The organism is Lysinibacillus louembei, from assembly GCF_033880585.1.
GTDB classification, from domain to species: domain Bacteria; phylum Bacillota; class Bacilli; order Bacillales_A; family Planococcaceae; genus Metasolibacillus; species Metasolibacillus louembei.
The window spans coordinates 1,610,308-1,634,368 of the sequence record NZ_CP137624.1 but is presented as its reverse complement, the minus strand read 5'-3'; the positions used below and the strand labels follow the sequence as shown (position 1 = coordinate 1,634,368).

Annotated in this window: 25 protein-coding genes; 15 read left to right on the top strand and 10 right to left on the bottom strand. The window is 38.4% G+C overall.

The window, feature by feature from the left end; genetic code table 11:
• The first annotated feature begins 24 nt into the window (after nt 1-24).
• The 7 genes from tnpA (at nt 25) to R6U77_RS08080 (ending at nt 5,626) form a co-directional block, all read left to right on the top strand.
• On the top strand, nt 25-342 hold the full coding sequence (gene tnpA / locus R6U77_RS08110) for an IS66 family insertion sequence element accessory protein TnpA (protein ID WP_319838093.1): 318 nt from the start codon (nt 25-27) through the stop codon (nt 340-342).
• Nucleotides 332-685 (top strand): IS66 family insertion sequence element accessory protein TnpB, encoded by a 354-nt coding sequence (gene tnpB, locus R6U77_RS08105; protein ID WP_319838092.1) that lies wholly within the window; start codon nt 332-334, stop codon nt 683-685. The genes tnpA and tnpB overlap by 11 nt, the downstream gene beginning before the upstream one ends.
• A 38-nt stretch (nt 686-723) precedes the next feature.
• The gene (gene tnpC, locus R6U77_RS08100) at nt 724-2,322 is read left to right on the top strand and encodes an IS66 family transposase (protein WP_319838355.1); all 1,599 of its coding nucleotides are present in this window, start codon (nt 724-726) and stop codon (nt 2,320-2,322) included.
• A 684-nt stretch (nt 2,323-3,006) separates the two neighbouring features.
• On the top strand, nt 3,007-3,429 hold the full coding sequence (locus R6U77_RS08095) for a sigma factor-like helix-turn-helix DNA-binding protein (RefSeq protein ID WP_319838091.1): 423 nt from the start codon (nt 3,007-3,009) through the stop codon (nt 3,427-3,429).
• On the top strand, nt 3,426-3,656 hold the full coding sequence (locus tag R6U77_RS08090) for a helix-turn-helix domain-containing protein (RefSeq protein WP_319838090.1): 231 nt from the start codon (nt 3,426-3,428) through the stop codon (nt 3,654-3,656). Before R6U77_RS08095 ends, R6U77_RS08090 begins: the two co-directional genes overlap by 4 nt.
• A 552-nt stretch (nt 3,657-4,208) precedes the next feature.
• Nucleotides 4,209-4,409 carry a DUF3173 domain-containing protein gene (locus tag R6U77_RS08085; protein WP_319838089.1) on the top strand — a complete coding sequence of 67 codons (201 nt, stop codon included), beginning with the start codon at nt 4,209-4,211 and terminating at the stop codon, nt 4,407-4,409.
• Between the two features lie 26 nt (nt 4,410-4,435).
• Nucleotides 4,436-5,626 carry a tyrosine-type recombinase/integrase gene (locus R6U77_RS08080; protein ID WP_319838088.1) on the top strand — a complete coding sequence of 397 codons (1,191 nt, stop codon included), beginning with the start codon at nt 4,436-4,438 and terminating at the stop codon, nt 5,624-5,626.
• A gap of 67 nt (nt 5,627-5,693) precedes the next feature.
• Here the strand turns inward: R6U77_RS08080 and guaA (R6U77_RS08075) are convergent, their stop codons facing one another.
• Nucleotides 5,694-7,244 (bottom strand): glutamine-hydrolyzing GMP synthase, encoded by a 1,551-nt coding sequence (gene guaA, locus R6U77_RS08075; protein WP_319838087.1) that lies wholly within the window; start codon nt 7,242-7,244, stop codon nt 5,694-5,696.
• Nucleotides 7,245-7,558: 314 nt separating this feature from the next.
• Between guaA (R6U77_RS08075) and R6U77_RS08070 the strand changes: the two genes are divergently transcribed.
• From R6U77_RS08070 to R6U77_RS08060, 3 genes are read left to right on the top strand one after another with little or no spacing between them, the layout of a single operon-like run.
• Nucleotides 7,559-7,999 (top strand): LytTR family DNA-binding domain-containing protein, encoded by a 441-nt coding sequence (locus tag R6U77_RS08070; protein ID WP_319838086.1) that lies wholly within the window; start codon nt 7,559-7,561, stop codon nt 7,997-7,999.
• On the top strand, nt 7,996-8,412 hold the full coding sequence (locus R6U77_RS08065; RefSeq protein ID WP_319838085.1) for a hypothetical protein: 417 nt from the start codon (nt 7,996-7,998) through the stop codon (nt 8,410-8,412). Before R6U77_RS08070 ends, R6U77_RS08065 begins: the two co-directional genes overlap by 4 nt.
• An 11-nt stretch (nt 8,413-8,423) precedes the next feature.
• Nucleotides 8,424-8,966, top strand: coding sequence for a DUF7010 family protein (locus R6U77_RS08060; RefSeq protein WP_319838084.1), 543 nt, complete (start codon nt 8,424-8,426; stop codon nt 8,964-8,966).
• 33 nt (nt 8,967-8,999) lie between these two features.
• Here R6U77_RS08060 and guaA (R6U77_RS08055) read toward each other — a convergent pair whose 3' ends face one another.
• The 7 genes from guaA (R6U77_RS08055) to R6U77_RS08025 form a co-directional block, all read right to left on the bottom strand.
• The gene (gene guaA / locus R6U77_RS08055) at nt 9,000-10,310 is read right to left on the bottom strand and encodes a glutamine-hydrolyzing GMP synthase (RefSeq protein WP_319838354.1); all 1,311 of its coding nucleotides are present in this window, start codon (nt 10,308-10,310) and stop codon (nt 9,000-9,002) included.
• Between the two features lie 98 nt (nt 10,311-10,408).
• Nucleotides 10,409-12,562: a transglutaminase TgpA family protein gene (locus R6U77_RS08050; protein WP_319838083.1), complete on the bottom strand. Its 2,154-nt coding sequence runs from the start codon at nt 12,560-12,562 to the stop codon at nt 10,409-10,411.
• Entirely contained in the window at nt 12,559-13,734 is a 1,176-nt protein-coding gene (locus R6U77_RS08045) for a DUF58 domain-containing protein (RefSeq protein ID WP_319838082.1), read from the bottom strand. Before R6U77_RS08045 ends, R6U77_RS08050 begins: the two co-directional genes overlap by 4 nt.
• Nucleotides 13,731-14,675: an AAA family ATPase gene (locus tag R6U77_RS08040; RefSeq protein WP_293927711.1), complete on the bottom strand. Its 945-nt coding sequence runs from the start codon at nt 14,673-14,675 to the stop codon at nt 13,731-13,733. The genes R6U77_RS08045 and R6U77_RS08040 overlap by 4 nt, the downstream gene beginning before the upstream one ends.
• 225 nt (nt 14,676-14,900) lie before the next feature.
• The gene (locus R6U77_RS08035; RefSeq protein WP_319838081.1) at nt 14,901-15,233 is read right to left on the bottom strand and encodes a hypothetical protein; all 333 of its coding nucleotides are present in this window, start codon (nt 15,231-15,233) and stop codon (nt 14,901-14,903) included.
• 124 nt (nt 15,234-15,357) lie between these two features.
• Complete coding sequence (gene nadE, locus R6U77_RS08030; protein ID WP_319838080.1) at nt 15,358-16,182, bottom strand: ammonia-dependent NAD(+) synthetase; 825 nt, start codon at nt 16,180-16,182, stop codon at nt 15,358-15,360.
• A 13-nt stretch (nt 16,183-16,195) separates the two neighbouring features.
• Nucleotides 16,196-17,665 (bottom strand): nicotinate phosphoribosyltransferase, encoded by a 1,470-nt coding sequence (locus R6U77_RS08025; protein WP_319838079.1) that lies wholly within the window; start codon nt 17,663-17,665, stop codon nt 16,196-16,198.
• A gap of 219 nt (nt 17,666-17,884) precedes the next feature.
• Between R6U77_RS08025 and R6U77_RS08020 the strand changes: the two genes are divergently transcribed.
• The 5 genes from R6U77_RS08020 to R6U77_RS08000 all read left to right on the top strand — a co-directional run bounded on the left by R6U77_RS08020 (nt 17,885) and on the right by R6U77_RS08000 (nt 22,197).
• Complete coding sequence (locus R6U77_RS08020; protein WP_319838078.1) at nt 17,885-18,226, top strand: P-II family nitrogen regulator; 342 nt, start codon at nt 17,885-17,887, stop codon at nt 18,224-18,226.
• A gap of 24 nt (nt 18,227-18,250) precedes the next feature.
• On the top strand, nt 18,251-19,534 hold the full coding sequence (locus R6U77_RS08015) for an ammonium transporter (RefSeq protein WP_319838077.1): 1,284 nt from the start codon (nt 18,251-18,253) through the stop codon (nt 19,532-19,534).
• A gap of 129 nt (nt 19,535-19,663) precedes the next feature.
• On the top strand, nt 19,664-20,380 hold the full coding sequence (locus R6U77_RS08010; RefSeq protein ID WP_319838076.1) for an ABC transporter ATP-binding protein: 717 nt from the start codon (nt 19,664-19,666) through the stop codon (nt 20,378-20,380).
• Nucleotides 20,377-21,135, top strand: coding sequence for an ABC transporter permease (locus R6U77_RS08005; RefSeq protein ID WP_319838075.1), 759 nt, complete (start codon nt 20,377-20,379; stop codon nt 21,133-21,135). The genes R6U77_RS08010 and R6U77_RS08005 overlap by 4 nt, the downstream gene beginning before the upstream one ends.
• Before the next feature lie 87 nt (nt 21,136-21,222).
• Complete coding sequence (locus R6U77_RS08000) at nt 21,223-22,197, top strand: proline dehydrogenase family protein (RefSeq protein WP_319838074.1); 975 nt, start codon at nt 21,223-21,225, stop codon at nt 22,195-22,197.
• Nucleotides 22,198-22,276: 79 nt separating this feature from the next.
• On the opposite strand, the gene R6U77_RS07995 is transcribed toward R6U77_RS08000, so the two are convergent.
• Together R6U77_RS07995 and R6U77_RS07990 are read right to left on the bottom strand one after the other, a co-directional pair.
• Nucleotides 22,277-22,882, bottom strand: coding sequence for a response regulator transcription factor (locus R6U77_RS07995; RefSeq protein WP_293927695.1), 606 nt, complete (start codon nt 22,880-22,882; stop codon nt 22,277-22,279).
• Nucleotides 22,879-24,012: a sensor histidine kinase gene (locus R6U77_RS07990; protein WP_293927693.1), complete on the bottom strand. Its 1,134-nt coding sequence runs from the start codon at nt 24,010-24,012 to the stop codon at nt 22,879-22,881. Before R6U77_RS07990 ends, R6U77_RS07995 begins: the two co-directional genes overlap by 4 nt.
• Nucleotides 24,013-24,061: the final 49 nt, after the last annotated feature.

Genomic DNA, 24,061 nt, shown 5'->3' with positions numbered 1-24,061 from the left:
ATGAATCAAGTTGGAGGTTTTTTTATGAAACGATCGGAACGCCAATTAATGTGGCAATCTCGTATTCAAGCTTTCCACACAAGTGGTGAAGCAAGCGTTGCCGCTTGGTGCACAAAAGAAAATATACCTGTTCAAAGTATGTACCAGTGGCTACGTAAATCACGTACACAGACAAAAATTCAGCCTGCTCATTGGTTGCCAGTTGTTGTACAAGAGCCTGTTCTACCTGAAATAATTCCTATTACGATTAAATTAAATGGCATCACCATTGATTGTCCACCCGATTTTGATGAAGGAACGTTAAGTAAAGTTCTTCAGGTTGTACAACATCATGTTCACTAATTTACGAATGGATCAAGTGTTCATTGCGTGTGGACCAACGGATTTACGGAAATCCGTGGATGGGCTCGCTGCGATTGTACAAGAAAGCTTTCAGCTTGATCCCTTTTCATCGCATCTCTTTGTATTCTGTAATCGAAAAAAGGATAAATTAAAAATTCTTCACTGGGACCATAATGGCTTTTGGCTCTTTTATCGCCGGTTAGAAGAAGGCTTGTTTGACTGGCCTAATGAAGCAACCACACCTTTAAAAATCTCCGGGCGTCAATTTAAATGGTTACTGGAAGGGTTAGCTATGAATCAAAAATCCTCACATATGAAGGTTTCTGCTAAAGTTGTCATTTGAAAAAGGAATTCGGCTATTCAAGTCGAATTTCTTTAGCTATGGTAAAAATCGAACAAACACCCACACTTACAATTGAAGAACTCGTAAAAAAGAATGCGGCGTTGGAAAAACAAAATGAAGTCCTTATGGCTAAACTCAACTGGTTGGAAGCACAGTTCCGCCTCAGCCAACAAAAGAAATTTGGGGCTTCAAGTGAAAAAACCAACCAAGATCAACTTGCGCTGACGCTATTCAATGAAATGGAAATGACGTCAGATAACACGGTCGAAGAACCGATGCTTGAAACGGTTACATATAAACGTAAAAAGCGTTCGGGTCAAATCGAAGCGATGTTAGAAAACTTGTCTGTCGAAACGATTCACTATCGTTTAACCGATGAGGAACAGGTTTGTTTGTGTTGCGGTGAAAAGACACACGAAATGAGCACACAAATCCGTCGTGAATTAAAAATCATTCCGGCACAAGTCGAAGTGGTTGAACATGTGCAACACATCTATAGTTGCCGTCAGTGTGAAAAAGAAGGAACTGAGACACCAATCGTCACAGCGAAAATGCCAGCGCCTATGTATCCAGGTAGCTTAGCTTTGCCATCAGCGATGGCTTATTTGATGAGCCAAAAATATTGTGAAGGTCTTCCGCTTTATCGACAAGAAAAACAATTAGAGCGAATGGGCATTTCACTCTCACGTCAAACGATGGCGAACTGGATGATGTATGGGGCGAACACATGGCTCATCCATTTATATCATCATCTTCATAAAAAACTACTACAAGAGGATATTGCCCATGCGGATGAGACCAGTTTACAAGTATTAAATGAACCTGGTCGCGCTGCGACAAGTAAATCGTTTATGTGGATGTATCGAACAGGTCGAGCAGTAACGCCCATCGTGCTTTATGACTATCAAACAACACGCTCGGGTAAACATCCCAAAGCATTTTTACAAGGTTTTTCAGGTTATCTCCATGTCGATGGATATGCAGGTTATCACGACTTGAAAAATGTCGAGTTGGTCGGGTGCTGGGCGCACGCGCGTCGAAAATATGAGGAAGCACTGAAATCCTTACCAGCAAATCTACAAAATACAGAGCAGCCATGTGCCGCAAAAATAGGCCTTCAATTCTGTAATCGTTTATTTGCGATCGACAAAAAGATTAATAAAATGGACGACTGTACACCTGAAGGTCGCTACGAGGAACGTCTGAAGCAGAGTAAACCTGTATTAGATGATTTTTTAGTATGGCTAAAAACAGAAAAAGCCCGTGTCGCACCAAAAACAAAATTAGGTGAAGCCATTACATACTGTTTAAATCAGTGGCAAAAACTCGTGGTATTTTTAAAGGATGGTCGCCTAGAGTTAGATAATAATCGAGGCGAACGTTCGATTAAACCTTTCGTTATCGGCCGCAAGGCGTGGTTATTTGCGCGTTCTCCAAAAGGCGCAAAGGCTAGTGCTGTCATTTACAGCATTGTAGAAACAGCCAAAGAGAACCAACTCGATCCGCTGAAATATTTAACGTATGTCTTGGAACAGCTGCCGTTAATTGAACGAACAGACGACGCAGCGTTAGATGCGTTGATGCCTTGGTCAGATAAAATTCCGACCCACTGCCACGTACCAAAACGAACTATATAGATAACATAACAATAGCGGCTGCCTAAAACTAGGTGGCCGCTATTTGACGCTTACGTTTGTTCTCGAACGATGTCATCAAGACCATTTAGTTCGTATGTCGACTTCTACTATTGTTTCGAGGTAATTGTTACATCTAATAATGATCGATTGCTGGTAGTGAGAATACAGTAAAAAACCAATGTATTTGTACGAAGTCAATTATTATTAGCATTTAAACAAATAACAAATAATCATACTACACGCTATCAATTTATCGCTAGATAATTCTTTATTTAATTGTTAATTTACTGAAGGGAGGATTGGGCTTTATATTCTTCCCTTTTAAAATATTTTATGAGTAAGGACTTTTACTATATATTTTTATTTTTTACTCAACTAACATATGTTTAGTTGATTTTTTTGTATAACAAAACTCATATTCTTTATTCTAATTATTATGAGTTATTCATCTATCATGGATGAAAGCTCCTATAAATGTGTTTTTTTAGAGTATATAAGACCAACTGTTGAAACACATAGACAGACTGAGCAATCTGTTTATGTGTTTTTTTGTTTATTAAAAACTTTTTAAAAGTTTTTTCATCAAAAATGCAACAAACAGCCCTTTCGCGTCGGGACTAAGTACAAAGGGAGACAAAAGAGCATAGCTCACTTCTCTTCATCACAAAAAAGGGGGTGAGAAAAATGAGAACAACTTCTTTTCAAACTACCATAGAAAACCAGTTTGATTACATTTGTAAGCGTGCGATAGAAGATGAACGGAAAGATTATCTCAAATATCTATCAAGAATTTCAAAACAAGAAGTTTCCTTCTCAAATGCAGGAGAACATCTTGTCAATCAGTTTTCTACTATTGATTACTATGACATCGATATGCATATGTTTTCATTGTACGGCTCTAGTATTGGTTTAAAAAATGACTTACTAAGTGAAGCATTGAAAAACTTGTCAAATAAAAAGCGTAACATCATTTTGCTGTATTATTTCGTGGATATGAATGATACAGAAATCTCAAAGTTATTAAATTTAAGTCGTTCTACAATCTATCGTCACCGAACCAGTGGACTAACCATTATTAAAGAATTTATGAAGGAGCATGCAGAATGAAAATAACATATCCGATGGTTCCCTTCTCTTTAATTGTACAAGCAGCAGATGGTGATACAGAAGCGATTTACTACATTTTAAGACATTATAGAGGGTATATCTCAAAACGCTCCTTACGTCCCATGAAAGATGAATATGGGAATCAACTATTGGTTGCCGATGAAATGCTATATGGTAGAATGCAAACTCGACTGATCACCAAAGTTTTGTCTTTTAAAATCAGATAAACAAATCTCCATTCACGGAAGCGTGTTGGGGCGTTACACGCTTCCTAATTAGAAGTTTGTCATTCTATTAAAATATGCTGTTTCAGTGTATTTTAATAGGCTGACAAGCCAATGTTCTTTGACAACTAAATAAAAAGTAATCGAATACGTTTCGGTAGAGATTGAGCTGACGGACTGATACGCCATGACTTTGTAGATAATGCAAAACTAGCGATTCTTTTCAGTGATCCGTAAGTGTCTTTTGGACAAGTCACTGCCATGACTTCTCTATCGAGATAATGATACTCCTGTACAGCCACAGCCCGAGCGTTTAGAGTGCCGCAGGCAATGGGTATAGCTGCATGCGAACCATGCGGGGGTGAAATTCCCGTGAGCTTAACCAAAGCTGTTCGATTGCTTATTCATCATTTGATTTGGGAGAAGTTGTAGTTCATACCACCATCTAAAGTTTTTACTTTAGATGCATCTTAAAATTCAATTATTTTAAATTGTGCGTTATAATTATAGGCGAATATTTGAGTTTTCCCTAGCCTATAGTGGAAAGGAGTATCGATGATAACGGTCACTAAAAAAGACTTAATTGAGCTAGGATATGGAACTTCTTTTTCAGCGGATATCATTAAAAAAGCAAAAGAATTAATGGTTACAAAGGGGCATTCCTACTATGAGTCTAGAAAGCTAGATAGAGTCCCTCGTGAAGCTGTAGAAGAAATTCTTGGGATCAATTTTTCGGATGACAACAGGTCTGATTAGTTTTTGCACGGTAAGGAGTAAAAACTATGTCTAAAGACCCCATTAAAAAAGCTAAAAATGGTACTTACTATTTTCGTGCTAATCTAGGTTATGACTCTAAAGGAAAGAAGATTCAGAAATACCGTAGTGGTTTCAAAACTAAAAAAGAAGCAAGAGAAGAATATTCAAAATTAATATTAATGAATCCAGAAGATCTAAGCGATACTAAAGATAAAATGATGTTTGAACATTATATCTTAGATATTTTTCTACCTTGGTATAAAACAAGAGTAAAGCTTAGAACTTATGATAACCGATTACCGACTGTAAAAAAACATTTCCCTTATTTTTATAAATTAGCAGTAGATGATATTGAACCAATTCATGTGCAGAATTGGCAGTTGAAGTTATCAAAAAAACTTAAGCCTTCATATGTAAGAGCGGTTCAAGGATTATTCTCTGTCGCAATGGATAGAGCAATTGTACTAGGCATTACAGCGACAAATCCTTCTAAGATTATTGGAAATGTAAAAAAACAAAAAACAAAAATTGAATTCTGGACAAAAGAAGAATTTGAAAAAGTAATCTCTTTCATTTATAAAAAGGATTACTATCAACATTTCCTTTTTGTTTCTTTATGGTTCTTGTTTATGACTGGAATGCGAATCGGAGAAGCTACCGCCATTCAATGGGAGGATGTTGATTTTGATTCAGGAGTACTAACCATCAACAAAAATCTTTATTACAAGAACCAAACCAATTACAGATTTGTTGAACCAAAAACAAAAGCAAGTGTTAGACACATTGTATTAGATAAATGTACATTGAATGTTTTAACTGAATGGAAAAATGTGCAACAAAGTCTGATTAAGACCGACTTTGTGATGAGCTACAATGGTATTCCTACGCAAAAACATACGCTAGCATATGCTATTGAACGCTATGCCAAGTTGGCTGGTATTCATCGTATCAGAATTCATGGGCTGCGTCACTCTCATGCTTCCTTGTTAATCAGTATGGGAGAAAACCCGCTCATTATTAAAGATCGTCTAGGACATGAAGATATCGAAACTACTTTGGGAACATATGGACATCTTTATCCTAACAGTAATTTTGAAGTAGCTAACAAATTAAATGGGATCATCTCCTTTAAGGAGACAAAGCAAAACTATGATTCCTCCCCTAAAAATCAATTTACTGTGGACTATTTAGGAAAGCAGAAACAAAAAGTGCAATAAAAGTGCAATGAAAAATAAAAAAGAGCCAAAAACCCTTGATACACAAAGGTTTCTAGCTCTACTACAACTACTCCCACTCAATCGTCGCAGGTGGCTTCGATGTAATATCATACAGCACACGGTTAACGCCTGTTACTTCATTGACAATGCGTACTGAAATTTTCTCTAGCACATCGTATGGGATGCGCGCCCAGTCTGATGTCATGCCGTCAATGGATGTTACGCCGCGGATGCCGATTGCATAGTCGTATGTACGGCCATCGCCCATTACGCCTACTGAACGGATATCTGGTAGGACTGCGAAGTATTGCCAAATGTCGCGCTCTAAACCTGCATTTTTGATTTCTTCACGTAAAATGTAGTCAGCTTCACGTACGATTTCTAATTTTTCCTCTGTTACTTCGCCAAGTACACGGATACCTAAGCCTGGACCTGGGAATGGTTGACGCCATACGACTGCTTCTGGAAGGCCTAGCTCTAAGCCTAGTGCACGTACCTCATCTTTAAATAGTGTATTTAATGGCTCGATTAGTTGGAACTTCATATCTTCTGGTAATCCGCCTACATTGTGGTGCGATTTAATTGTTTGGGCTGTTGCTGTGCCTGATTCGATGATGTCTGTGTACAGAGTGCCCTGTGCTAAGAAGTCCATGTCCTCTAGCTTTGCTGATTCTTCGTCGAATACATAGATGAATTCATTGCCAATAATTTTGCGTTTTTGTTCTGGATCTGATACGCCTTTTAGCTTGTTCATAAAGCGTTCACGTGCATCGATTTTGATGACTTTCATATCGAAATCTTCAGTGAAAGTTTTCATCACTTGCTCGACTTCGCCTTTACGGTTTAAGTTGTGGTCTACGAACATACATGTTAGTTGATCGCCGATTGCTTTGTGGATTAATACAGCTACTACTGAAGAATCTACGCCGCCTGATAGTGCACAAAGAACTTGCTTATCGCCGACTTGCTCGCGAATTTTTGCAATTTCCATATCGATGAAGTTTGCCATCGACCAATCGCCCTTTGCGTTACAAATATCAAACACGAAATTTTTCAGTAAGTCATTGCCGTATACAGAGTGACGTACTTCGGGGTGGAATTGTACTGCATAAAGTTTGCGCTCTACGTTCGCCATAGCCGCAATTGGACATGCTGGGCTTGTTGCAATGATTTCAAAGCCTGCTGGTACTTCTGTTACGTGGTCACCATGGCTCATCCATACTACTTGCTCTTTCGGTAAATCACCGAATAATTTGCCCTCTGTCACTACATTAATTTCTGCTTTGCCGTATTCACGTGTCTCTGCGCTTTCTACTTTCCCACCTTGTGTATGGGCCATTAATTGCATGCCGTAGCAAATCCCGAAAATCGGTAAGCCTAAGTCAAAAATAGCTGGGTCTACTTTGAATGCTTGGTCATCATAAACTGAATTTGGGCCGCCTGAAAATACGATACCTACAGCGTTCATTTCTTTAATTTCTTGCGCTGTTACTGTATGTGGATGTAATTCTGAGAACACACCAAATTCACGAATGCGACGCGTAATTAATTGATTAAATTGACTTCCGAAATCAAGAACGACAATCTTTTCTTGCTCTTTTAATAAAGGAGTTGCCACAACTTTCACCTCTTCTAATGTATTAATGCAGTCTACAACCACGAAAAACGCGTGGAAATTATGCTTTCTACGCGTTTATAGTATCACCAGTACACTACATTTTATTTTTTAAATTTTAAACGTTGCGAAAAAGAAAATCAACTACTAGTAAAATTGATAGAATATTCTTTTTTTAATTCACTTTACAATTAAATACACTTTGGCTTTTTAGATGGTGTAATGTTGTAACAAAGTCTACTTTTTTTGCAACAAAACGAAAACTTATCGTAAGTTCTGAAGAGGATTGCTACGATGAAAACAGAAAGGAGAACAACATGAAATTCAGCTATATTTGGAAAAGCAATCAGCCAGCCTCTGAAATTGAGATTATTAGTAATCCATCGAATAAAGAATTGCTATCAACATTTGAACAACGCTTTTTTCAATCCATTACATTAAACGCAACAGACTTCAAAACAAATCGTCAGGTGATGATTGAAGTGGGTAATATCGAAGTAATTGAAGCATCTGGTCATTTCACTAAAATCTTCTTACTAGATGGTACACAGCTATTGCTGAATAAAATTTTGAAGGAATTATCTTATTTGGAACCATTCGGGTTAGTTAGAATTAACAATTCCATGATTTTAAATTTAAATCAAATACATTCATTTGCTTCAGGAAGTCACGCTAGATTGGAAGTTATTACAAAGCAGCAAAATAAATATGTCGTTAGTAGACATTATGCAAAATTTATTAAGGAGAAGTTGCTATGATCAAAAACTTAAAAAACAGCTTTTTATATGTTTCATTTTTGAGTATGGTTTGGATTGTTTTTTTAATAACTATTTTTCATCTTCATGAAGAATTTGTTCCCTTTCTTTATGTTTGGAATTTAATTGGTATTAGCGTTCTGATGGGAATTGTTTTCGGTATTGCTTACCCTTATTTATGGAATTACTCTACATTAAAAGTAACAGCTAAAATTGCCATCAGCACTTTTTTGAATTTTTCCTGCAGTATAGCAAGTGTTTATCTGTTTTCACTGCAAGCATTTGATTTTATTAAACCTTATTTATTGCTCATTTTAGCAATAACATTAATTGGTCATATTATTGGATTTTATTTTTTCTCAAAATATGGAAATAAAAAACTAGCGGAGAGTTTGAATAGGTCGCTAGAACATTAAGGAGACGGAACATGAACCTCGATACAAGCTTACAAGTATTATTACATGATATTGCACAGAAACAAAAGAAGGGACTTCCCTTTATAATGGCCTCGCTATTTATTTGGGTAGTTATCACAATTATCACGCTGCTGCCTTTAGATATAATGATTAAAAATATTGGCGTTTTATCTTGTGGTGCACTGCTATTTCCTGTTTCGATTCTTTGTGCCAAAATCGTAAATGTTAATTTATTTTATAAGGACAATCCATTGATTAATGGGCTATTAATTGCAACAAACAATCAGATTTTATATTTACTTATTTGTATTGTTCTATTAATGAAAGCACCTATGTGGGTTTTACCAGCATATGCAATTATTTATGGTGCACATTTATTACCATATTCATTCTTTTATCAATCTAAAAGTTACCGCTATAGTTCACTTTTTATTTGTGTAGCTATTGTGATAAGTATCATTTTCTTCCGTTTAAACATTATTTTTATCCCGTTAATTGTAGAGCTTGGGGTAGTTTACTTATTTTTTATGCTCAATAGAGAAATGAAAAGCTAGTCTGAAAAAATCAGACTAGCTTTTTGCTTAAAATTATTCCCACTCAATCGTGCCGCCTGGCTTTGGAGACAGGTCGTAGCAGACACGATTGACGTTTTTCACTTCGTTAATGATACGGTCAGTAATTTTTAGAAGGATTGGCCAGTCGATTTGCTCAACTGTTGCTGTCATCGCATCTACTGTATTCACTGCACGAATAATAACTGGGTATTCATATGTGCGTTCATTGTTGCGCACACCAACAGATTTGAAGTTTGGTACAACTGTGAAGTATTGCCACACTTTTTGGTCTAAGCCTGCAAGTGCAAATTCTTCACGTAAAATCGCATCTGATTCACGTACTGCTTCAAGACGATCAATTTCAATTTCACCTAGGCAGCGCACACCAAGACCCGGACCTGGGAATGGTTGACGGTAAACCATATCATGCGGTAAACCAAGCTCTACGCCACATGCACGCACCTCATCTTTAAATAACTGGAATAATGGCTCCACCAATTCAAATTGTAAGTCTTCTGGAAGTCCACCAACATTGTGATGTGATTTTACAACTTTATGTGTTTTCGTGCCTGATTCTACGATATCTGGATAGATCGTTCCTTGTGCTAGGAAATCGATTCCTTCCAGTTTACGTGCCTCTTCCTCAAACACACGAATAAATTCATTACCGATAATTTTGCGTTTTTCCTCTGGCTCGCTTACCCCTTTTAGCTTGCCTAAGAAGCGCTCGCTTGCATCTACGTAAATTAGGTTTTCTTCAAGGTCTTTTTCAAACATTGCGATAACGCCTTCAGATTCGTTTTTACGCATCAAGCCATGATTCACATGCACGCAAACTAATTGCTTGCCAATCGCTTTAATTAATAATGCAGCAACAACGGATGAATCGACGCCTCCCGAAAGGGCTAAAAGTACTTTTTTATCCCCTACTTGCTTGCGCACTAACGCAATTTGGTCTTCGATGAAGTTTTTCATGTTCCAGTTTGCTTCCGCTTGACATGTATTGAAAACGAAGTCCTTTAAAAGAGCTTTCGTTTCTTCTTCGTGTGGCCATGCTTCTAGCGTTTTCGATGCTTTTGCTGATGGGTGGTTAACGCTCATTACTGGAATATTTAATGTGTAAATCTCATCTAATACGTTGATCGCTTCGCCATCCACGATATTATTTTTTCCACCATTCAAAATAATACCTTTTACTGTTTTTAAATCTTCAATATTTTGTGCAGTAATATCGTGTGGATGAATCTCGCTATACACACCTAAATCGCGAATCCAACGTGCAATCGTCGTGTTCTCACTGCTGCCCAAATCTAATACTAAAATGTTGTCTTGCTTCAAGTTGATACAACCTCCTCTTAATGCTATTTATTCTACCCTTTTTCCTGCTCTTTTTCAGCATAAACATAAAGATAGATATAACAAAATTATGAATAAGACACATATTAACTACTTGCACGCTCGATTAAACTTTCCCAGCATTGTTTCAATTGTTCAAAATCTAATTCCTCACCATTTTCACTGTAAATCATGCGCTCATATGCTTCTGTTAAAATTGTCATATCACTTGTACCAAAATGCGCATCAACTTCTTGTGCAAAGCTTTTCAGTGTTTGATGGTTTTGACGTTTAAAGCCTTGGTACTCCAATTGCTTTAATAAACGGCTATACGATAAATCAAAGCTTCCTGCATTTTGCTTCTTTTGGCGATTCATTTTTACATATACTGTCGGTAGCCACTTGCGACGGTGGCGATACATGATATATGCAATAACAATAACTACAATAGCTAAAGCAATGAGCCATTTTCTATTTTTTTCGTTGAATAGATTTGTAGCTACTTCATTTGTTTGATCATTTTGTACAGCTTGCTCCATTTCTTCCTTCTGCTGCTGTTCAAGCTCACGTTGTTCCTCTGGTACAAGCTCGTCCTCGATATCAGATAAATCTACATCATAATCAACAGATGCTGGGCTAGAGAAGCCAATTGTTGGCTCAAATGGCATCCAGCCAAGCCCATCGACATAGACTTCTACCCAAGAATGGGCATCGTTGTTTTGCACTTCAAAGACAAGTAACCCATCATCTGTACGATCAATTTGCTCACCGCCAACAAAGCCTTTAACCCATCTTGCAGGGATATCAACAGAGCGCAGCATAACAACCATTGCTGTAGAGAAATTATCACAGTAGCCGCGCTTCGTTTCAAATAAAAATTGGTCTACATAGTCCTGCTCCTGCGCCGGATAGGCAATATTTCTCGTGTCATAGATAAAGCCATTTTGCTGGAAGTAACGCTCAATTGCTCTCGCTTTATCATACGTCGTATGATATTCTCCAGTAATTTCCTCGGCTAAATCTCGTACACGCTCTGGCAATTCATGCGGCAATTGCAAAAACCTTGAATTCACAGTCGTTCTCGGCATATTCTCATCCTTCAATGCTGTAAAGCTATAAGAAGGCTCACTATAAATAAGCTGATAATGCTCTGGCACAGCAATAGTATTCTGTACGACTGTTTGTAGCTTTTCCGTTTCCTCTGTAAAAATAGTGGAACCATCAAATAATACGCGCTGCAAGCCATATGGTTGTAAAATAAATGGAAGATCAGTAAGTGGGAATATTTCTGCCTGTGACTGCTCTTCACCAATCGGAATGGATAGTGGTAATAATGTATTCGAAGGGATTTCCCATTCATTATAGCTACCATTTGCAACAGTCCAGCCTTTTGTCGTGTAGAAATCCTTCGTTTCTATGCGCCAATATTGCTTTTTTGGTGCATGGGCACGGAAAACCACCGTATCATCCTGAGAAAAGCCACCGCCTAATTTTTCATCATTTTCTCCATAACCAACCTTCCCCTCTACTGTGCCCCCAATGCCTCCCCCTGCTACCCCTTTAATAAACGGTACAGGATCTGCCCATTGAGGTGGCGCTTTTGGTAGCATAAAAGCAATCAAGCCTACTAAGCTAACAAAGAAGATGACAGGTATGCAATAGTACAGGGATGATTTCCTTTGCATAAATGCGCCCATCGTTGTGGAGAAGCGCTTTAAGAACAGGAAGGCTGTTAGCATTAATCCAAGTAATACCACCTTTATAATTGCCACTTTTCCATCATATTCACTAAATGTATCGAGCATTGCGATAAAGAAAATCGTTAGCGCTAAAAAATAAAAAATGCTCATACGTACAGTAATCCAATGATGTATTAAATACACGAGCATCCAAATTAAAATTAAAAAGAGCAATGTGCGGAATGGATTTGATACTTCTGTAAAATTCCGTTGCACTAGCTGCCATATATTCCATTGCAAATCACTATATAAAAATGCAAATCCCTCTGTTGAAGCTATGGAATAATCGCTATAGGCTTGAACAATAAAAAAGGCGATATAAGCTATTTTAATGAGCCATGTAATGATTAACGGTAATCCCAACAAAGCAAGTGCAAGTGAAAGAGCAATAAAAATTAGAAAATAATGGTCGTATCCTGTGTTGGTTAGTTCCATAATCGGCTTTAGCCACTCACATAAAATAAGAAAAACAATAAGGTAATAGATGCTATATTCTACATAAAATTGACTATCTCTTTTCACGGTCGATTCACCTCCGTGAACGCTTGATTAAACATATCCTCCGTTAAATAAACAACTCGATTTTGTCCAATCGTGCGGTATGTATTTGCCATGCTTTTTAATTCATCTAGCGTAACGACAACAAAGCAAATGATTGCACGTACATGCTGAGCACTACTTAATAACAGCTGCTGACATTCTTTCGTAAATTCCCCTGTGATGATAATTAAAATGGATTGATTTAACCTTTCATAGCGGCTGCGAACAATCGCTGAGGCAGTATCCTCTCCATTCGCTTCAATAACAGCTAAATGGCGCATCACCTTTTCAAGCTGCCCATCCGTGCGAACAAGCGGCATATATACGCGTTTTTCTCCCGCTGTGGCAAACGACACTTCCCCTTGATGCTTAACAATTGATTGCATAATAGAAGCAGTTAAACTAACGGCTTGTTCAAAATGCTTAGATGAGGATTGCTGAATACAAACGAGCAAGCGTTGTGCTTGACGGTCTTCAAACTCCTTTGTACGCAGCTCCCCACCCTTTGCAAAGGACTTCCAATGAATCCATGAAAAACGATCACCTGGCTGATAATTGCGGATACCTGTTGCCATTGTGGTATCCTTCATCATCGTATATTTAGAAAGAACTGTACCTTGATCATACTGCATTTGCATTGTTGAAAAAGGAATTGCAACAGTTTTCGGATACACTAACGTAGTATGTGGTCGCTCCACTTTTTTCGTACGTGTAATCCAGCCGAAGAAGTCAGTTACCACAAATTCTAAACCTTGAAAATGATATTCACCACGTGCCACATTTTTGATTTCATACGTCCAGTCAAAGGAACGTTTGAAGCCAACAAACAGCAATTTGCTATGGTCGTTTATATGCTGGTCATTCGCTATTTCACGAACAACAACAAACGCTAACGGCAGTCTCGTGCTATTGCGGAAGCTTACTATAACCCCCAAATCATCGCCATGCTTTGGATGAGCTGGATAAACTGAACGCTCCACAATTTCAAATTTCAGCGGAGTGAAATGCAATAGCATTGCATAAAGTAAAAATGGACTTATAGCGAAAAAAATAAACCAACTGACAAAGCCACCTTGAAACATCGCAAAACAAAGTAAAATAATTGTAAGCACTGCGAGGCTTACAAATTTAACGTGCTGACGAATGATTGTCATCTTTCACTATACCTTTGAACAGGCACATTTACCCACTCAACGATGCGTCCCATCACTTGCTCTGCTGTAATCCCATCATAGCGTGCTTCGGGCTGTAAAATTAAACGGTGGCTAAAAACAAATGGCGCTAAATATTGCACATCATCAGGTGTAACAAAATCCCTGCCCTTTAATAAAGCGTACGCTTGCGCTGCCTTCATTAAAGAGAGTGAGGCACGTGGGCTGACACCTAAATAAATTTGGCCGTCACGGCGAGTGGCAGCAGCTAATTCAACAATATAGGTTTTGATGCTATCCTCGATAAAAACTTGCTTTACTTCATGCTGCAATGCAAGTAACTCATCTAAAGTCAAAACTGCTTCAATATGCTCAATTGGCTGTGCATATTGCGCCCTTCTCAATACTTCCACTTCTTCAGCTACTGTTGGGTAGCCCATTTTAATTTTCAGTAAAAAACGATCAAGTTGCGCCTCTGGCAACGGATATGTACCTTCATATTCGATTGGATTTTGTGTTGCCATAACGAAAAACGGCTTAGCAATTTTTAATGTTTCACCATCAATTGTGACAGATGCCTCTTCCATCGCTTCAAGTAAAGCCGATTGTGTTTTAGGAGAGGTTCTATTAATTTCATCCGCCAATATAATATTGCCGATAATTGGCCCTGGTCGGAACTCAAATTCCAATGTTTTCGGATTATAAACCGACACACCTACAACATCTGATGGCAATAAATCTGGTGTAAATTGAATTCTACGAAACTCCGCACTCACCGATTTCGCTAAAGAGCGAACCATCATCGTCTTCCCTACTCCTGGAACATCTTCCAATAAAACATGTCCTCCTGCAAGCAGTGCGATAACGCTTAGCTCGGCTACTTCCCTCTTACCAATCATCACTTTTTCTATATTTTGAATAATCGCTTCAATTTGATGATGCATCCAATATCCCCCTTGCAACAGCAGCTATTTTTTGAATAATCAAACATACCTCGGCACAGTGCGAGGCATTAACAACTCATTTCCAGTACTTTAAGCATAACGAAAAATGGTTTTAAACACAATTGAAAGGGGATATGATATCATGCAAAAACAAAAAGCTCTAATTTAAATAGAGTTTTTCCATTCGCATAAAGCCCTTCTATGAATTTTGGCTATTCCCCTTCTTCAAATCGAATTTCGGTATGTGTAATGGCGGCTTTTTATATTGCTCGTATAATTGACAACCTGAGAGGCCACGAGCAATCGATTGCGAATAATAGCTGAGTCCGCATTGTATTGCATCCCTTTAATAATAAGACGTGGACTATTTTTTAAAATGATGCTCTTCTTTTTCTTTTGCTTATTATTATTTTGCAGCAATGCTTGTTGATTGGATTGATTAAAAGGCGGTCGATTATCTCCATCCATCACTTGCTGAAAAGCATCGCTTGCCTGCACATAATGACGACTATCACGAAACATATTATTATGAGTGGCACTCACTCTCGATGTGCGCATTACACATACCTCCTTTCCATATTTGTATTATTTATATCGTATTTTTATTAAGAAGCATAAATTTTTTCTTGAATAAAAAAGCCGCGCTATGCTGAAACAGTTCATAGTTCGGCTTTTCATTTTCTTATTTCCAAAAATCATCAAAAATCGTAATTGGCATATGGCGTTTATGCTGTGAGCGTAAATAATGCCCTTCTAAAATAGCACGAGGCTCTGCTGGAATTTCCTTGCCCTCTAAATAATCATCAATTAAATCATAGGTAATACCTAAAGCTGTTTCATCAGGCAATGCTGGACGATTTTCCTCTAAATCAGCTGTTGGCACTTTCACATATAAATGCTTTGGGCAATTTAAGTGTGCTAAAATTTGCTTGCCTTGTCGCTTATTTAAACGGTAAATCGGCATTAAGTCTGCACCACCGTCACCAAACTTTGTGTAAAAGCCTGTAACAGCTTCGGCTGCATGGTCTGTGCCAAGCACAACTGCCCCATGCATTGCAGCAATCGAAAACTGTGCCTTCATACGCTCACGTGCCTTTTCATTGCCTTTCGCAAAGTCGCTTAATTGGATACCTGCGTTTTCTAGCGTTTGTACACTCGCATCTACTGCTGCTTTAATATTAATTGTATAAATATGTGTTGGCTGAATAAAATCAAGTGCATCCTGACAGTCCTGCTCATCAAATTGCGTACCATATGGCAAGCGCACAGCCCAAAATGCATATTTATTTTCTCCTGCCTCTGCATTAAGCTCGTCTACAGCTAACTGCGTAAGCTTTCCTGTTAAAGTTGAATCTTGCCCACCGCTAATGCCAAGCACAAAGCCTTTAATAAAAGCGTGCTTTTTCACATAGCTTTTCAAAAAATTAACCGTTTTACGCACCTCTACCTCTGGGTCAATTGCTGGTAAAACCTTTAGTTCCTCAATAATTTGCTGTTGTAAAGTCACTTTTCAACACTCCTTATGATTGCTCCAACTTTTCAACCATTTCACGCGCCTCGCTAATGTTGCGCATTTTATTGTCCCAGCATTTTTGACTTAAATCAACTGGATATTCCTCTGGATTTAATGAGCGCTTATATTCATCCCAAAGTAGCTCTAAATTATCTGCAGCATACTGACGAATCGCCATAAGCTCTGGATTTTGATAAACGATTTTGCCATCTTCGATTACTTTTTCATGCAAGTTTTTCGCCTCAAAATTTGTCACAAACTTCGAAACAAATGTATGCACTGGATGGAACATTTTAATGCGCTCCTCCGCTTGTGGCTGCTCATCTTCCATCACAATGTAATCACCCTCCGATTTACCTGTTACTCGGTCAATAATACGGTAAACCTTTTTCAAGCCTGGTGTCGTTACTTTTTCCGCATTTGCAGAAATTTTAATTGTATCCTCCATTACCCCATCATCATTTTCAATCGCTACCATTTTATAGACAGCACCTAATGCTGGCTGATCGTATGCAGTAATAAGCTTTGTACCAATTCCCCACATATCTACTCTTGCACCTTGTGCCTTCAAGTTTAAAATCGTATATTCATCTAAATCATTCGATACGATAATTTTTGCATCTGGGAACCCTGCCTCATCAAGCATGCGACGTGCAGCCTTCGATAAAAAGGCAATATCGCCACTATCTAAGCGAATGCCAATAAAATTAATTTTATCGCCAAGCTCCTTTGCCACCTTAATAGCCGTTGGTACACCTGATTTCAATGTGTTATATGTGTCTACTAAAAAGACGCAATTGCGATGGCGCTTTGCATAAGCATGGAAGGCGTCATAATCATTTTTATATGCTTGAACAAGCGCATGTGCATGTGTGCCTGATACGGGAATATTAAAGCGTTTTCCAGCACGCACATTCGATGTCGATTCAAAACCACCGATAATTGCCGCCCTTGCTCCCCATAAAGCAGCGTCCATTTCCTGCGCACGTCGCGTACCAAACTCCATGCCGATTTCATCTTTAATGACTTGCTTAATACGACTCGCCTTTGTTGCAATTAGCGTTTGGAAATTAACAATATTCAATAGCGCTGTTTCAATTAACTGCGCCTCAATTAAAGGGGCTTCAATACGCATAATTGGCTCATTGCCGAAAGCAAGCTCACCTTCTACCATTGAATACACTGTTCCTGTAAAACGAACTCCCTGTAAATAGCTTAAAAAATCCTCCTCATAGCCAAGCTCTTCACGTAAATAAGCAATATCGCTTTCTGTAAAATGGAAGTTTTTTAAATAATCAAGTGCTCGTTCAAGTCCTGCAAAAACAGCATAGCCATTACCAAATGGCAGCTTTCTAAAATATAGCTCAAACACAGCTTTTCGATTATGAACATTATCAGCCCAATAGCTTTCAGCCATATTAATTTGATATAAGTCTGTGTGTAACGCTAAACCATCATCTCGATACTTCGTTTCCATACTAATTCCCTTCTTCCAAAATATATTAGTCCTAGTATACACTATTTTTTTTATTAATCGGCATAGAAAACTTCTCACACAATATGATGGCTGAAATATACATCTCACAATTAGATCAAAGTCATCGATTTTTTCTATGTGAGGTTTCCTTACACAAACCTTTTTTTCCATGCAAATACCCTTTATCATTTTCTATATTCTAACTTAAGGAGTGGTTGTATGAAAAAGATTGAAGCAATTATTCGACCTGAAGTATTCGTAGCAGTACGTGAAGGGCTAGCAGAACAAGGAATCGATGGATTAAGCATTTATGAAATTGCTGGCTGCGGAAGACAAGAAGGACGTACAGCTCTATTTCGTGGCAATTCATACACGATGGAGTTTTCTCCAAAGCTAAAGTTGGAAATGGTTGTGGAAGACGCTATGGTGCAAGCAATTGTTGATGTCATTTTGCAGGAGGCTTCCACAGGAGAAGTAGGGGATGGGAAAATTTTCATTTCTACTATAGAGCAAGCAATACGCATTCGTACAAAAGAAGTTGGCTCAGTTGCCATTAATTAAATTTAAAAGAAATGAGGAGATTGTATGACGAATGAGGCATTAGAACTTTCCATTAATCTTGTATGGGTCATGTTAGGAGCATTTTTAGTATTTTTCATGCATACAGGCTTCGCTATGGTCGAGGCCGGCTTTACCCGCTCTAAAAATGCGGTCAATATTTTAATTAAGAACATTTTAACAATTTCGATTGGCGGTATTGTTTACTTCGTTGCAGGCTATGCCATTATGTTTGGCGATACTGCTGGGGGTTTTGTTGGTATTTCGGGCTTTTTCTTACATGGTGTGGAGGACATTGGCTTCTTTATTTTCCAAGCGATGTTTGCCGCAACATGTGCAACAATCATTTCAGGAGCTGTTGCAGAGCGTACAAATATTATGGCTTATATGGTGATAGTTGTCGTGATGACATTGTTCGTTTACCCAGTTGTTGGACATTGGATTTGGCAAGGTGATGGCTGGATTACGCAGCTAGGCTTTATTGATTTTGCCGGCTCAACAGTTGTACACTTAACGGGGGCTGTTGGTGCATTCGTTGCAGCAGCAATGATTGGTCCACGCATTGGTAAATACACAAAAAATCGTGTCAATGTTATTCCTGGTCATTCTATTCCACTTGGTGCACTTGGTGTCTTCATTTTATGGTTAGGCTGGTTTGGCTTTAATGGTGGCTCTACACTAGCTGCTGACCCTGAAGCAGTGCCTAGCGTCATTGCCAGCACCTTTTTAGCTGCCGCTGCTGCTGTAGTTGCCACTGCCTTTTATACAAAGCTACGCTACCGTTATATAGATGGTTCTCTAACATTAAATGGTGCATTAGCTGGTTTAGTAAGTATTACAGCCGGTGCTGCAAACGTCAGTATTATTGGTTCCATTATTATCGGCTTGCTAGCAGGTCCGATACTAGTGGAAGGTGTTCGCTTGATTGAACATCGCTTAAAAGTAGATGACCCGGTTGGAGCAATTGCTGTGCATGGTTTATGCGGTATTTGGGGAACATTAGCTATCGGCTTCTTCGATGTAGCAAATGGGTTATTTTACGGTGGAGGTCTTGCACAATTAGGGGTGCAAGCTATTGGAGTTGTTGCTGTTATTGCTTGGACAGCAGTTGCAGTATTTGCAAGCCTGTCACTTATTAAAGTATTTATGCCCTTACGTGTTTCACGTGAAGAGGAAATCGGTGGACTTGATATTACAGAGCATGGAGCTAATGCATATGAGTTCCAGCAAGAAACATTTAAAGGGCTTGTGCCGAATGAATCCTTCGCCCACCGTTTAACAACTGCGGGGACAAAGCAAACTTCAGCGTAATCACGTGGAGCTTGAGCTGTACTATTTTTAAGTAGCTCAAGCTTTTATTTTTACTCTAACTTTCCTCATTGTCACTGTCATCATATAGAGGTATGCTTATTAGCAAATACCATTTAAAAGGAGCGAGCTATGTCATACGCTATACAGTTTCAAAACATGAGCTATACAGTTAATGAGCAAAGTATTTTACATAATATCTCACAACATATACATGCTAGTGCTATTACGACGTTAATTGGTCCTTCCGGAGCGGGTAAAACGACTTTATTGAAAATGTGCAATGCCTTATTAAGCCCTACAGCTGGAGCTATTTATGTGGATGGTCAAGCCATCGACACATATACACCAACAGCACTTAGACAAAAGGTAGGCATCGTTTTGCAAAATGCTCCCATTCTTCGAACAACCGTCTATCATAATTTAGCTTTGCCAAAACATCTACACAAACAACAATTAACAGAAGATGAGGCTCTTCAAATACTGGAGGATGTTGGTTTAGATGAAGCGCTATTAATGCGCCAAGCAACCGATTTGTCAGGAGGACAAAAGCAAAAGCTAGCTATCGCGCGCACGCTATTGAATCGCTCAGAAATTTTACTGCTTGATGAAATCACATCAGCCCTCGACCCTCATTCAGTACAGGAAATTGAACAATTAATTATGAAAATCCGCCAAAAAGGCATAACTATTATATGGATTACACATAACATTGAACAGGCGCAAACAATGGGTGATTATATATGGGTGATGGCGCAGGGGCAAGTTATCGCTAGCGGGACAACAAGTGAAATCATCAATTCAAGTGAGCCCTCTATTCAAGCATTTTTACTAGGGGGCAAACAATGACATATTCTACACTTGCCTTAACGCTCATTTTTATTTTGATTCCACTTGTTCTATCAAAAGTATTGCGTCTGGACTTGGAAAAGGATACCGTTATTGCTACTGTTCGCTCTGTTATACAATTGCTATTTATTGGCTATGTATTGAAATTCGTCTTTGACACGGAGCATATTGCTTATTCATTGTTAATGATTACACTGATGATTTGCGTTGCAACACTTAATGCGCGGAAAAAAGGAAAAAACATTCCAGGAATTACATGGAAGCTAGCCGTTACATTAATTATTGTGGAAGCAATTACACAATGTGTACTGCTCGGCTTTCATATTATCCCACCAACACCGCAATATATTATTCCTATTAGCGGAATGTTGATTGGAAACTCCATGGTTTTAGCTATTTTATTTTTAAATCGCTTTTCCTCTGAGATTGAGTCACATGAGCATGAAATCGAGCTTATTTTATCGTTAGGTGGAATGCCAAAGCAGGCAGTTCATCGCCATTTAACAAAAGCTATTAAGGCAAGTATGATTCCGACAATCGAGGCGCAAAAAACGATCGGGCTTGTACAGCTTCCAGGTATGATGAGTGGGCAAATTATCGGTGGGGCTGATCCAATACAAGCTGTGCAGTTTCAAATTTTAATTGTTTTTGCTTTGCTTACATGCGCTACAGTAACTAGTGTCGTTTTTGGATTTCTCATTTACCCAGCCTTATTTAATGAGAGAATGCAATTAATTAAAAATTCTTTTAATTAAAGTTCCCTCATGCTTTTATAGCATATTCGCCTAAATATGTTATAATAATTTAGATTTATATTCTAAAAAATAAAAGGAGCACTGTTTATGCTATTACGTGACTTTTTTATCCACTTATCTGAAAACCAACTTTTAAATAGCGCAGCACAAAAGTATGGCTTAAAATTAGGCGCTCAAAGCGTTGTTGCAGGAACAAATATCTCTGAAGTAATCCAAAGCATTAAAGAATTAAATGCTTTAGGCATTTCATGTACAGTAGATAACTTAGGCGAATTCGTTTTCGAAAAGTCTGAGGCAACAGCAGCAAAAGAGCAAATTTTAGCTGTAATCGAAGCAATTCATGCTGAAGGTGTAGATGCTCATATCTCATTAAAGCCTTCTCAGCTTGGTCTTGATATCGACATCGACTTCTGCTATGACAACTTACGTGAAATCGTAGCACAAGCTGCTGAGTACGATATTTTTGTAAACTTTGATATGGAAAACTACGATCGTTTACAAGTTTCTTTCGATTTAGTTGAAGAGCTTTCTAAAACTTACGATAACGTAGGTACAGTAATCCAAGCTTACTTCTTCCGCGCGAAAGAAGACATTGAAAAATTCAAAGACTACCGTTTACGTATTGTAAAAGGTGCATATAAAGAATCAGAATCTGTAGCGTATCAAGATAAATTGGATATCGACTTAAACTATATCGATTTAATCGAATACCATTTATTAAACGGTAAATTTACATCAATCGCTACACATGACCACAATGTAATTGAGCATGTGAAACGTTTCGTAAAAGACCATAACATTCCGAACGATAAATTCGAATTCCAAATGTTATATGGCTTCCGCAAAGAAATGCAAATTTCTTTAGCAAAAGAAGGCTATAACTTCTGTACGTATGTACCATTCGGTAAAGACTGGTATGGTTACTTCATGCGTCGCCTAGCAGAGCGTCCACAAAACTTAAACCTTGTAACAAAGCAAGTATTTAACAAAAAAACGAACACAGTGCTAGCAGTAGCAGCAGGTGCATTCGCATTAGGTCGCTTAACGAAAAAGAAAAAATAATATGTACAGCTGTCGGAAAAGTTTTTCCGACAGCTTTTTTAGTTTATTCCACGTTTTTCAAGGTTTATTCCATGTTCCCTTATTTATTCCAGCCCTTTTCTTTAAAGCGAGCAATTGCTTCAATGCGGTTGCTGACACCGAGCTTATCTAAAATTGTTGAAATATAATTGCGCACTGTGCCTGCCGATAAATAAAGCTCTGCTGCGATTTCCTTCGTTGTTTTCCCTTCCGCTACTAACTCTAACACTTGGCTTTCGCGCTCTGTTAAAGGATTTTCACTATCATCCTCATAAACGAAATCAACGAGCTCTGGTGCATAAATTTTGCGACCATCCATAATTGTACGTATCGCATGGACTAGCTCCTCAATCGGGCTATCCTTTAATAAATAGCCACGCACTCCTGCTTTACGCGCACGCTCAAAATAACCAGGGCGAGCAAATGTTGTTAAAATGATAATTTTACATTCGTGCTCGCGCAGCAGCTCTGCTGCATCTAGCCCTGTCTTCACGGGCATTTCAATATCCATAATACAAATATCAGGCTGCAATTCCGTCACAAGCTCAATTGCTTCTTCACCATTTTTCGCCAGACCTACTACTTCCATATCTTCTTCTAAGCTAAGTAAGGATTTCATCGCTCCTAGTAGCATTCCTTGATCTTCGGCAATGACAATTCGTATCATTTCGACTCACTCCCCTTCTGATGCGTTATCGTAAGTGGTACACGAATGATTAATAGCGTACCATTGTCATCCATTAACTCCACTGTGCCATTAATAAACTCCAATCGCTCCTGCATCCCTTTCAAACCGCTACCACTATTAATAACGCGCTTCGATAAACCGATACCGTTATCCTGTATTGTAATAATCACTTCGTTATCTGTTTGGGCAATTGTAATATCGCAGCGAGATGCTTTGCTATGCTTTACTACATTTGTGACAGCTTCTTTCATCGCCATGCTAACAACATTTTCGGATAGTACAGGCATGTTCAAATCATGCCCTTCATTATGGAGAACAAGCTCGATTTCTGCCGCCTTTAAAATTTGCTCAATGCGATACAGTTCCTCCTCAATACGAACAGCTCGCATATCTGCAACAAGCTCTCGCACTTCTTTTAAAGCAATTGATGCGGTATGACGAATATCTTTAATTTCAACCTTTGCCTGCTCTGGGTTTTTCTCTACGAGACGCATTGCTAAATCACTTTTCAAACCAATCATTGATAGCTTTTGCCCAAGTGTATCATGCAAATCACGTGCAATGCGCTGACGTTCCTCATGAATAATGAGCTCCGAAATACGCTCGCGAGCTGTTTCAAGCTCACCCTCTAAATTTTCCTGCTTATTGCGCGTATAGAGCGTAAATGGTAATAAGACAACCCCAATCACCGCCAAAATAATAAACGGCGTCTGCGCTAAAAACATTTCTAAATAAATAAAATAGCCTGCTACGATTGATAGCACTGTGAAACCGATATGTAGACCATACATAATATAAAACCCTACAGGTCGTCTTATATTACCGATAAAAAATGCAGTAAATAGCGACAAGTAGACGTAGCCAAACAGCAATGTCATTACAACATTCAGTACCATTTGAAAGCTCAGCCACATGTAGACGAGCCCATTTCTAGATTTAAATGAAAAGCGGTGGAAAACGAAGTAAAGTAATATTAAGCAAGTGCCCAATAATATATGCCAAATGGAAAGCGAACGAACGATAAAGAAAAATGGCATAATACAAAAAATAATCCATATGTAAATACTTAACCACGGGCTTTTCGGGATAATGCTATACCAGCTTTGCATAAGCGCCTCCTTTCCATTAAAATGTGTACCTTTTTAATCGTATTATATC

Bases quoted from the DNA above. Each gene is read 5' to 3' on its own strand.
- tnpA (WP_319838093.1), top strand. From the start codon at position 25: ATGAAACGATCGGAACGCCAATTAATGTGGCAATCTCGTATTCAAGCT.
- tnpB (WP_319838092.1), top strand. From the start codon at position 332: ATGTTCACTAATTTACGAATGGATCAAGTGTTCATTGCGTGTGGACCA.
- tnpC (WP_319838355.1), top strand. From the start codon at position 724: ATGGTAAAAATCGAACAAACACCCACACTTACAATTGAAGAACTCGTA.
- R6U77_RS08095 (WP_319838091.1), top strand. From the start codon at position 3,007: ATGAGAACAACTTCTTTTCAAACTACCATAGAAAACCAGTTTGATTAC.
- R6U77_RS08090 (WP_319838090.1), top strand. From the start codon at position 3,426: ATGAAAATAACATATCCGATGGTTCCCTTCTCTTTAATTGTACAAGCA.
- R6U77_RS08085 (WP_319838089.1), top strand. From the start codon at position 4,209: ATGATAACGGTCACTAAAAAAGACTTAATTGAGCTAGGATATGGAACT.
- R6U77_RS08080 (WP_319838088.1), top strand. From the start codon at position 4,436: ATGTCTAAAGACCCCATTAAAAAAGCTAAAAATGGTACTTACTATTTT.
- R6U77_RS08070 (WP_319838086.1), top strand. From the start codon at position 7,559: ATGAAATTCAGCTATATTTGGAAAAGCAATCAGCCAGCCTCTGAAATT.
- R6U77_RS08065 (WP_319838085.1), top strand. From the start codon at position 7,996: ATGATCAAAAACTTAAAAAACAGCTTTTTATATGTTTCATTTTTGAGT.
- R6U77_RS08060 (WP_319838084.1), top strand. From the start codon at position 8,424: ATGAACCTCGATACAAGCTTACAAGTATTATTACATGATATTGCACAG.
- R6U77_RS08045 (WP_319838082.1), bottom strand. From the start codon at position 13,734: ATGACAATCATTCGTCAGCACGTTAAATTTGTAAGCCTCGCAGTGCTT.
- R6U77_RS08040 (WP_293927711.1), bottom strand. From the start codon at position 14,675: ATGCATCATCAAATTGAAGCGATTATTCAAAATATAGAAAAAGTGATG.
- R6U77_RS08035 (WP_319838081.1), bottom strand. From the start codon at position 15,233: ATGCGCACATCGAGAGTGAGTGCCACTCATAATAATATGTTTCGTGAT.
- R6U77_RS08025 (WP_319838079.1), bottom strand. From the start codon at position 17,665: ATGGAAACGAAGTATCGAGATGATGGTTTAGCGTTACACACAGACTTA.
- R6U77_RS08020 (WP_319838078.1), top strand. From the start codon at position 17,885: ATGAAAAAGATTGAAGCAATTATTCGACCTGAAGTATTCGTAGCAGTA.
- R6U77_RS08015 (WP_319838077.1), top strand. From the start codon at position 18,251: ATGACGAATGAGGCATTAGAACTTTCCATTAATCTTGTATGGGTCATG.
- R6U77_RS08010 (WP_319838076.1), top strand. From the start codon at position 19,664: ATGTCATACGCTATACAGTTTCAAAACATGAGCTATACAGTTAATGAG.
- R6U77_RS08005 (WP_319838075.1), top strand. From the start codon at position 20,377: ATGACATATTCTACACTTGCCTTAACGCTCATTTTTATTTTGATTCCA.
- R6U77_RS08000 (WP_319838074.1), top strand. From the start codon at position 21,223: ATGCTATTACGTGACTTTTTTATCCACTTATCTGAAAACCAACTTTTA.
- R6U77_RS07995 (WP_293927695.1), bottom strand. From the start codon at position 22,882: ATGATACGAATTGTCATTGCCGAAGATCAAGGAATGCTACTAGGAGCG.
- R6U77_RS07990 (WP_293927693.1), bottom strand. From the start codon at position 24,012: ATGCAAAGCTGGTATAGCATTATCCCGAAAAGCCCGTGGTTAAGTATT.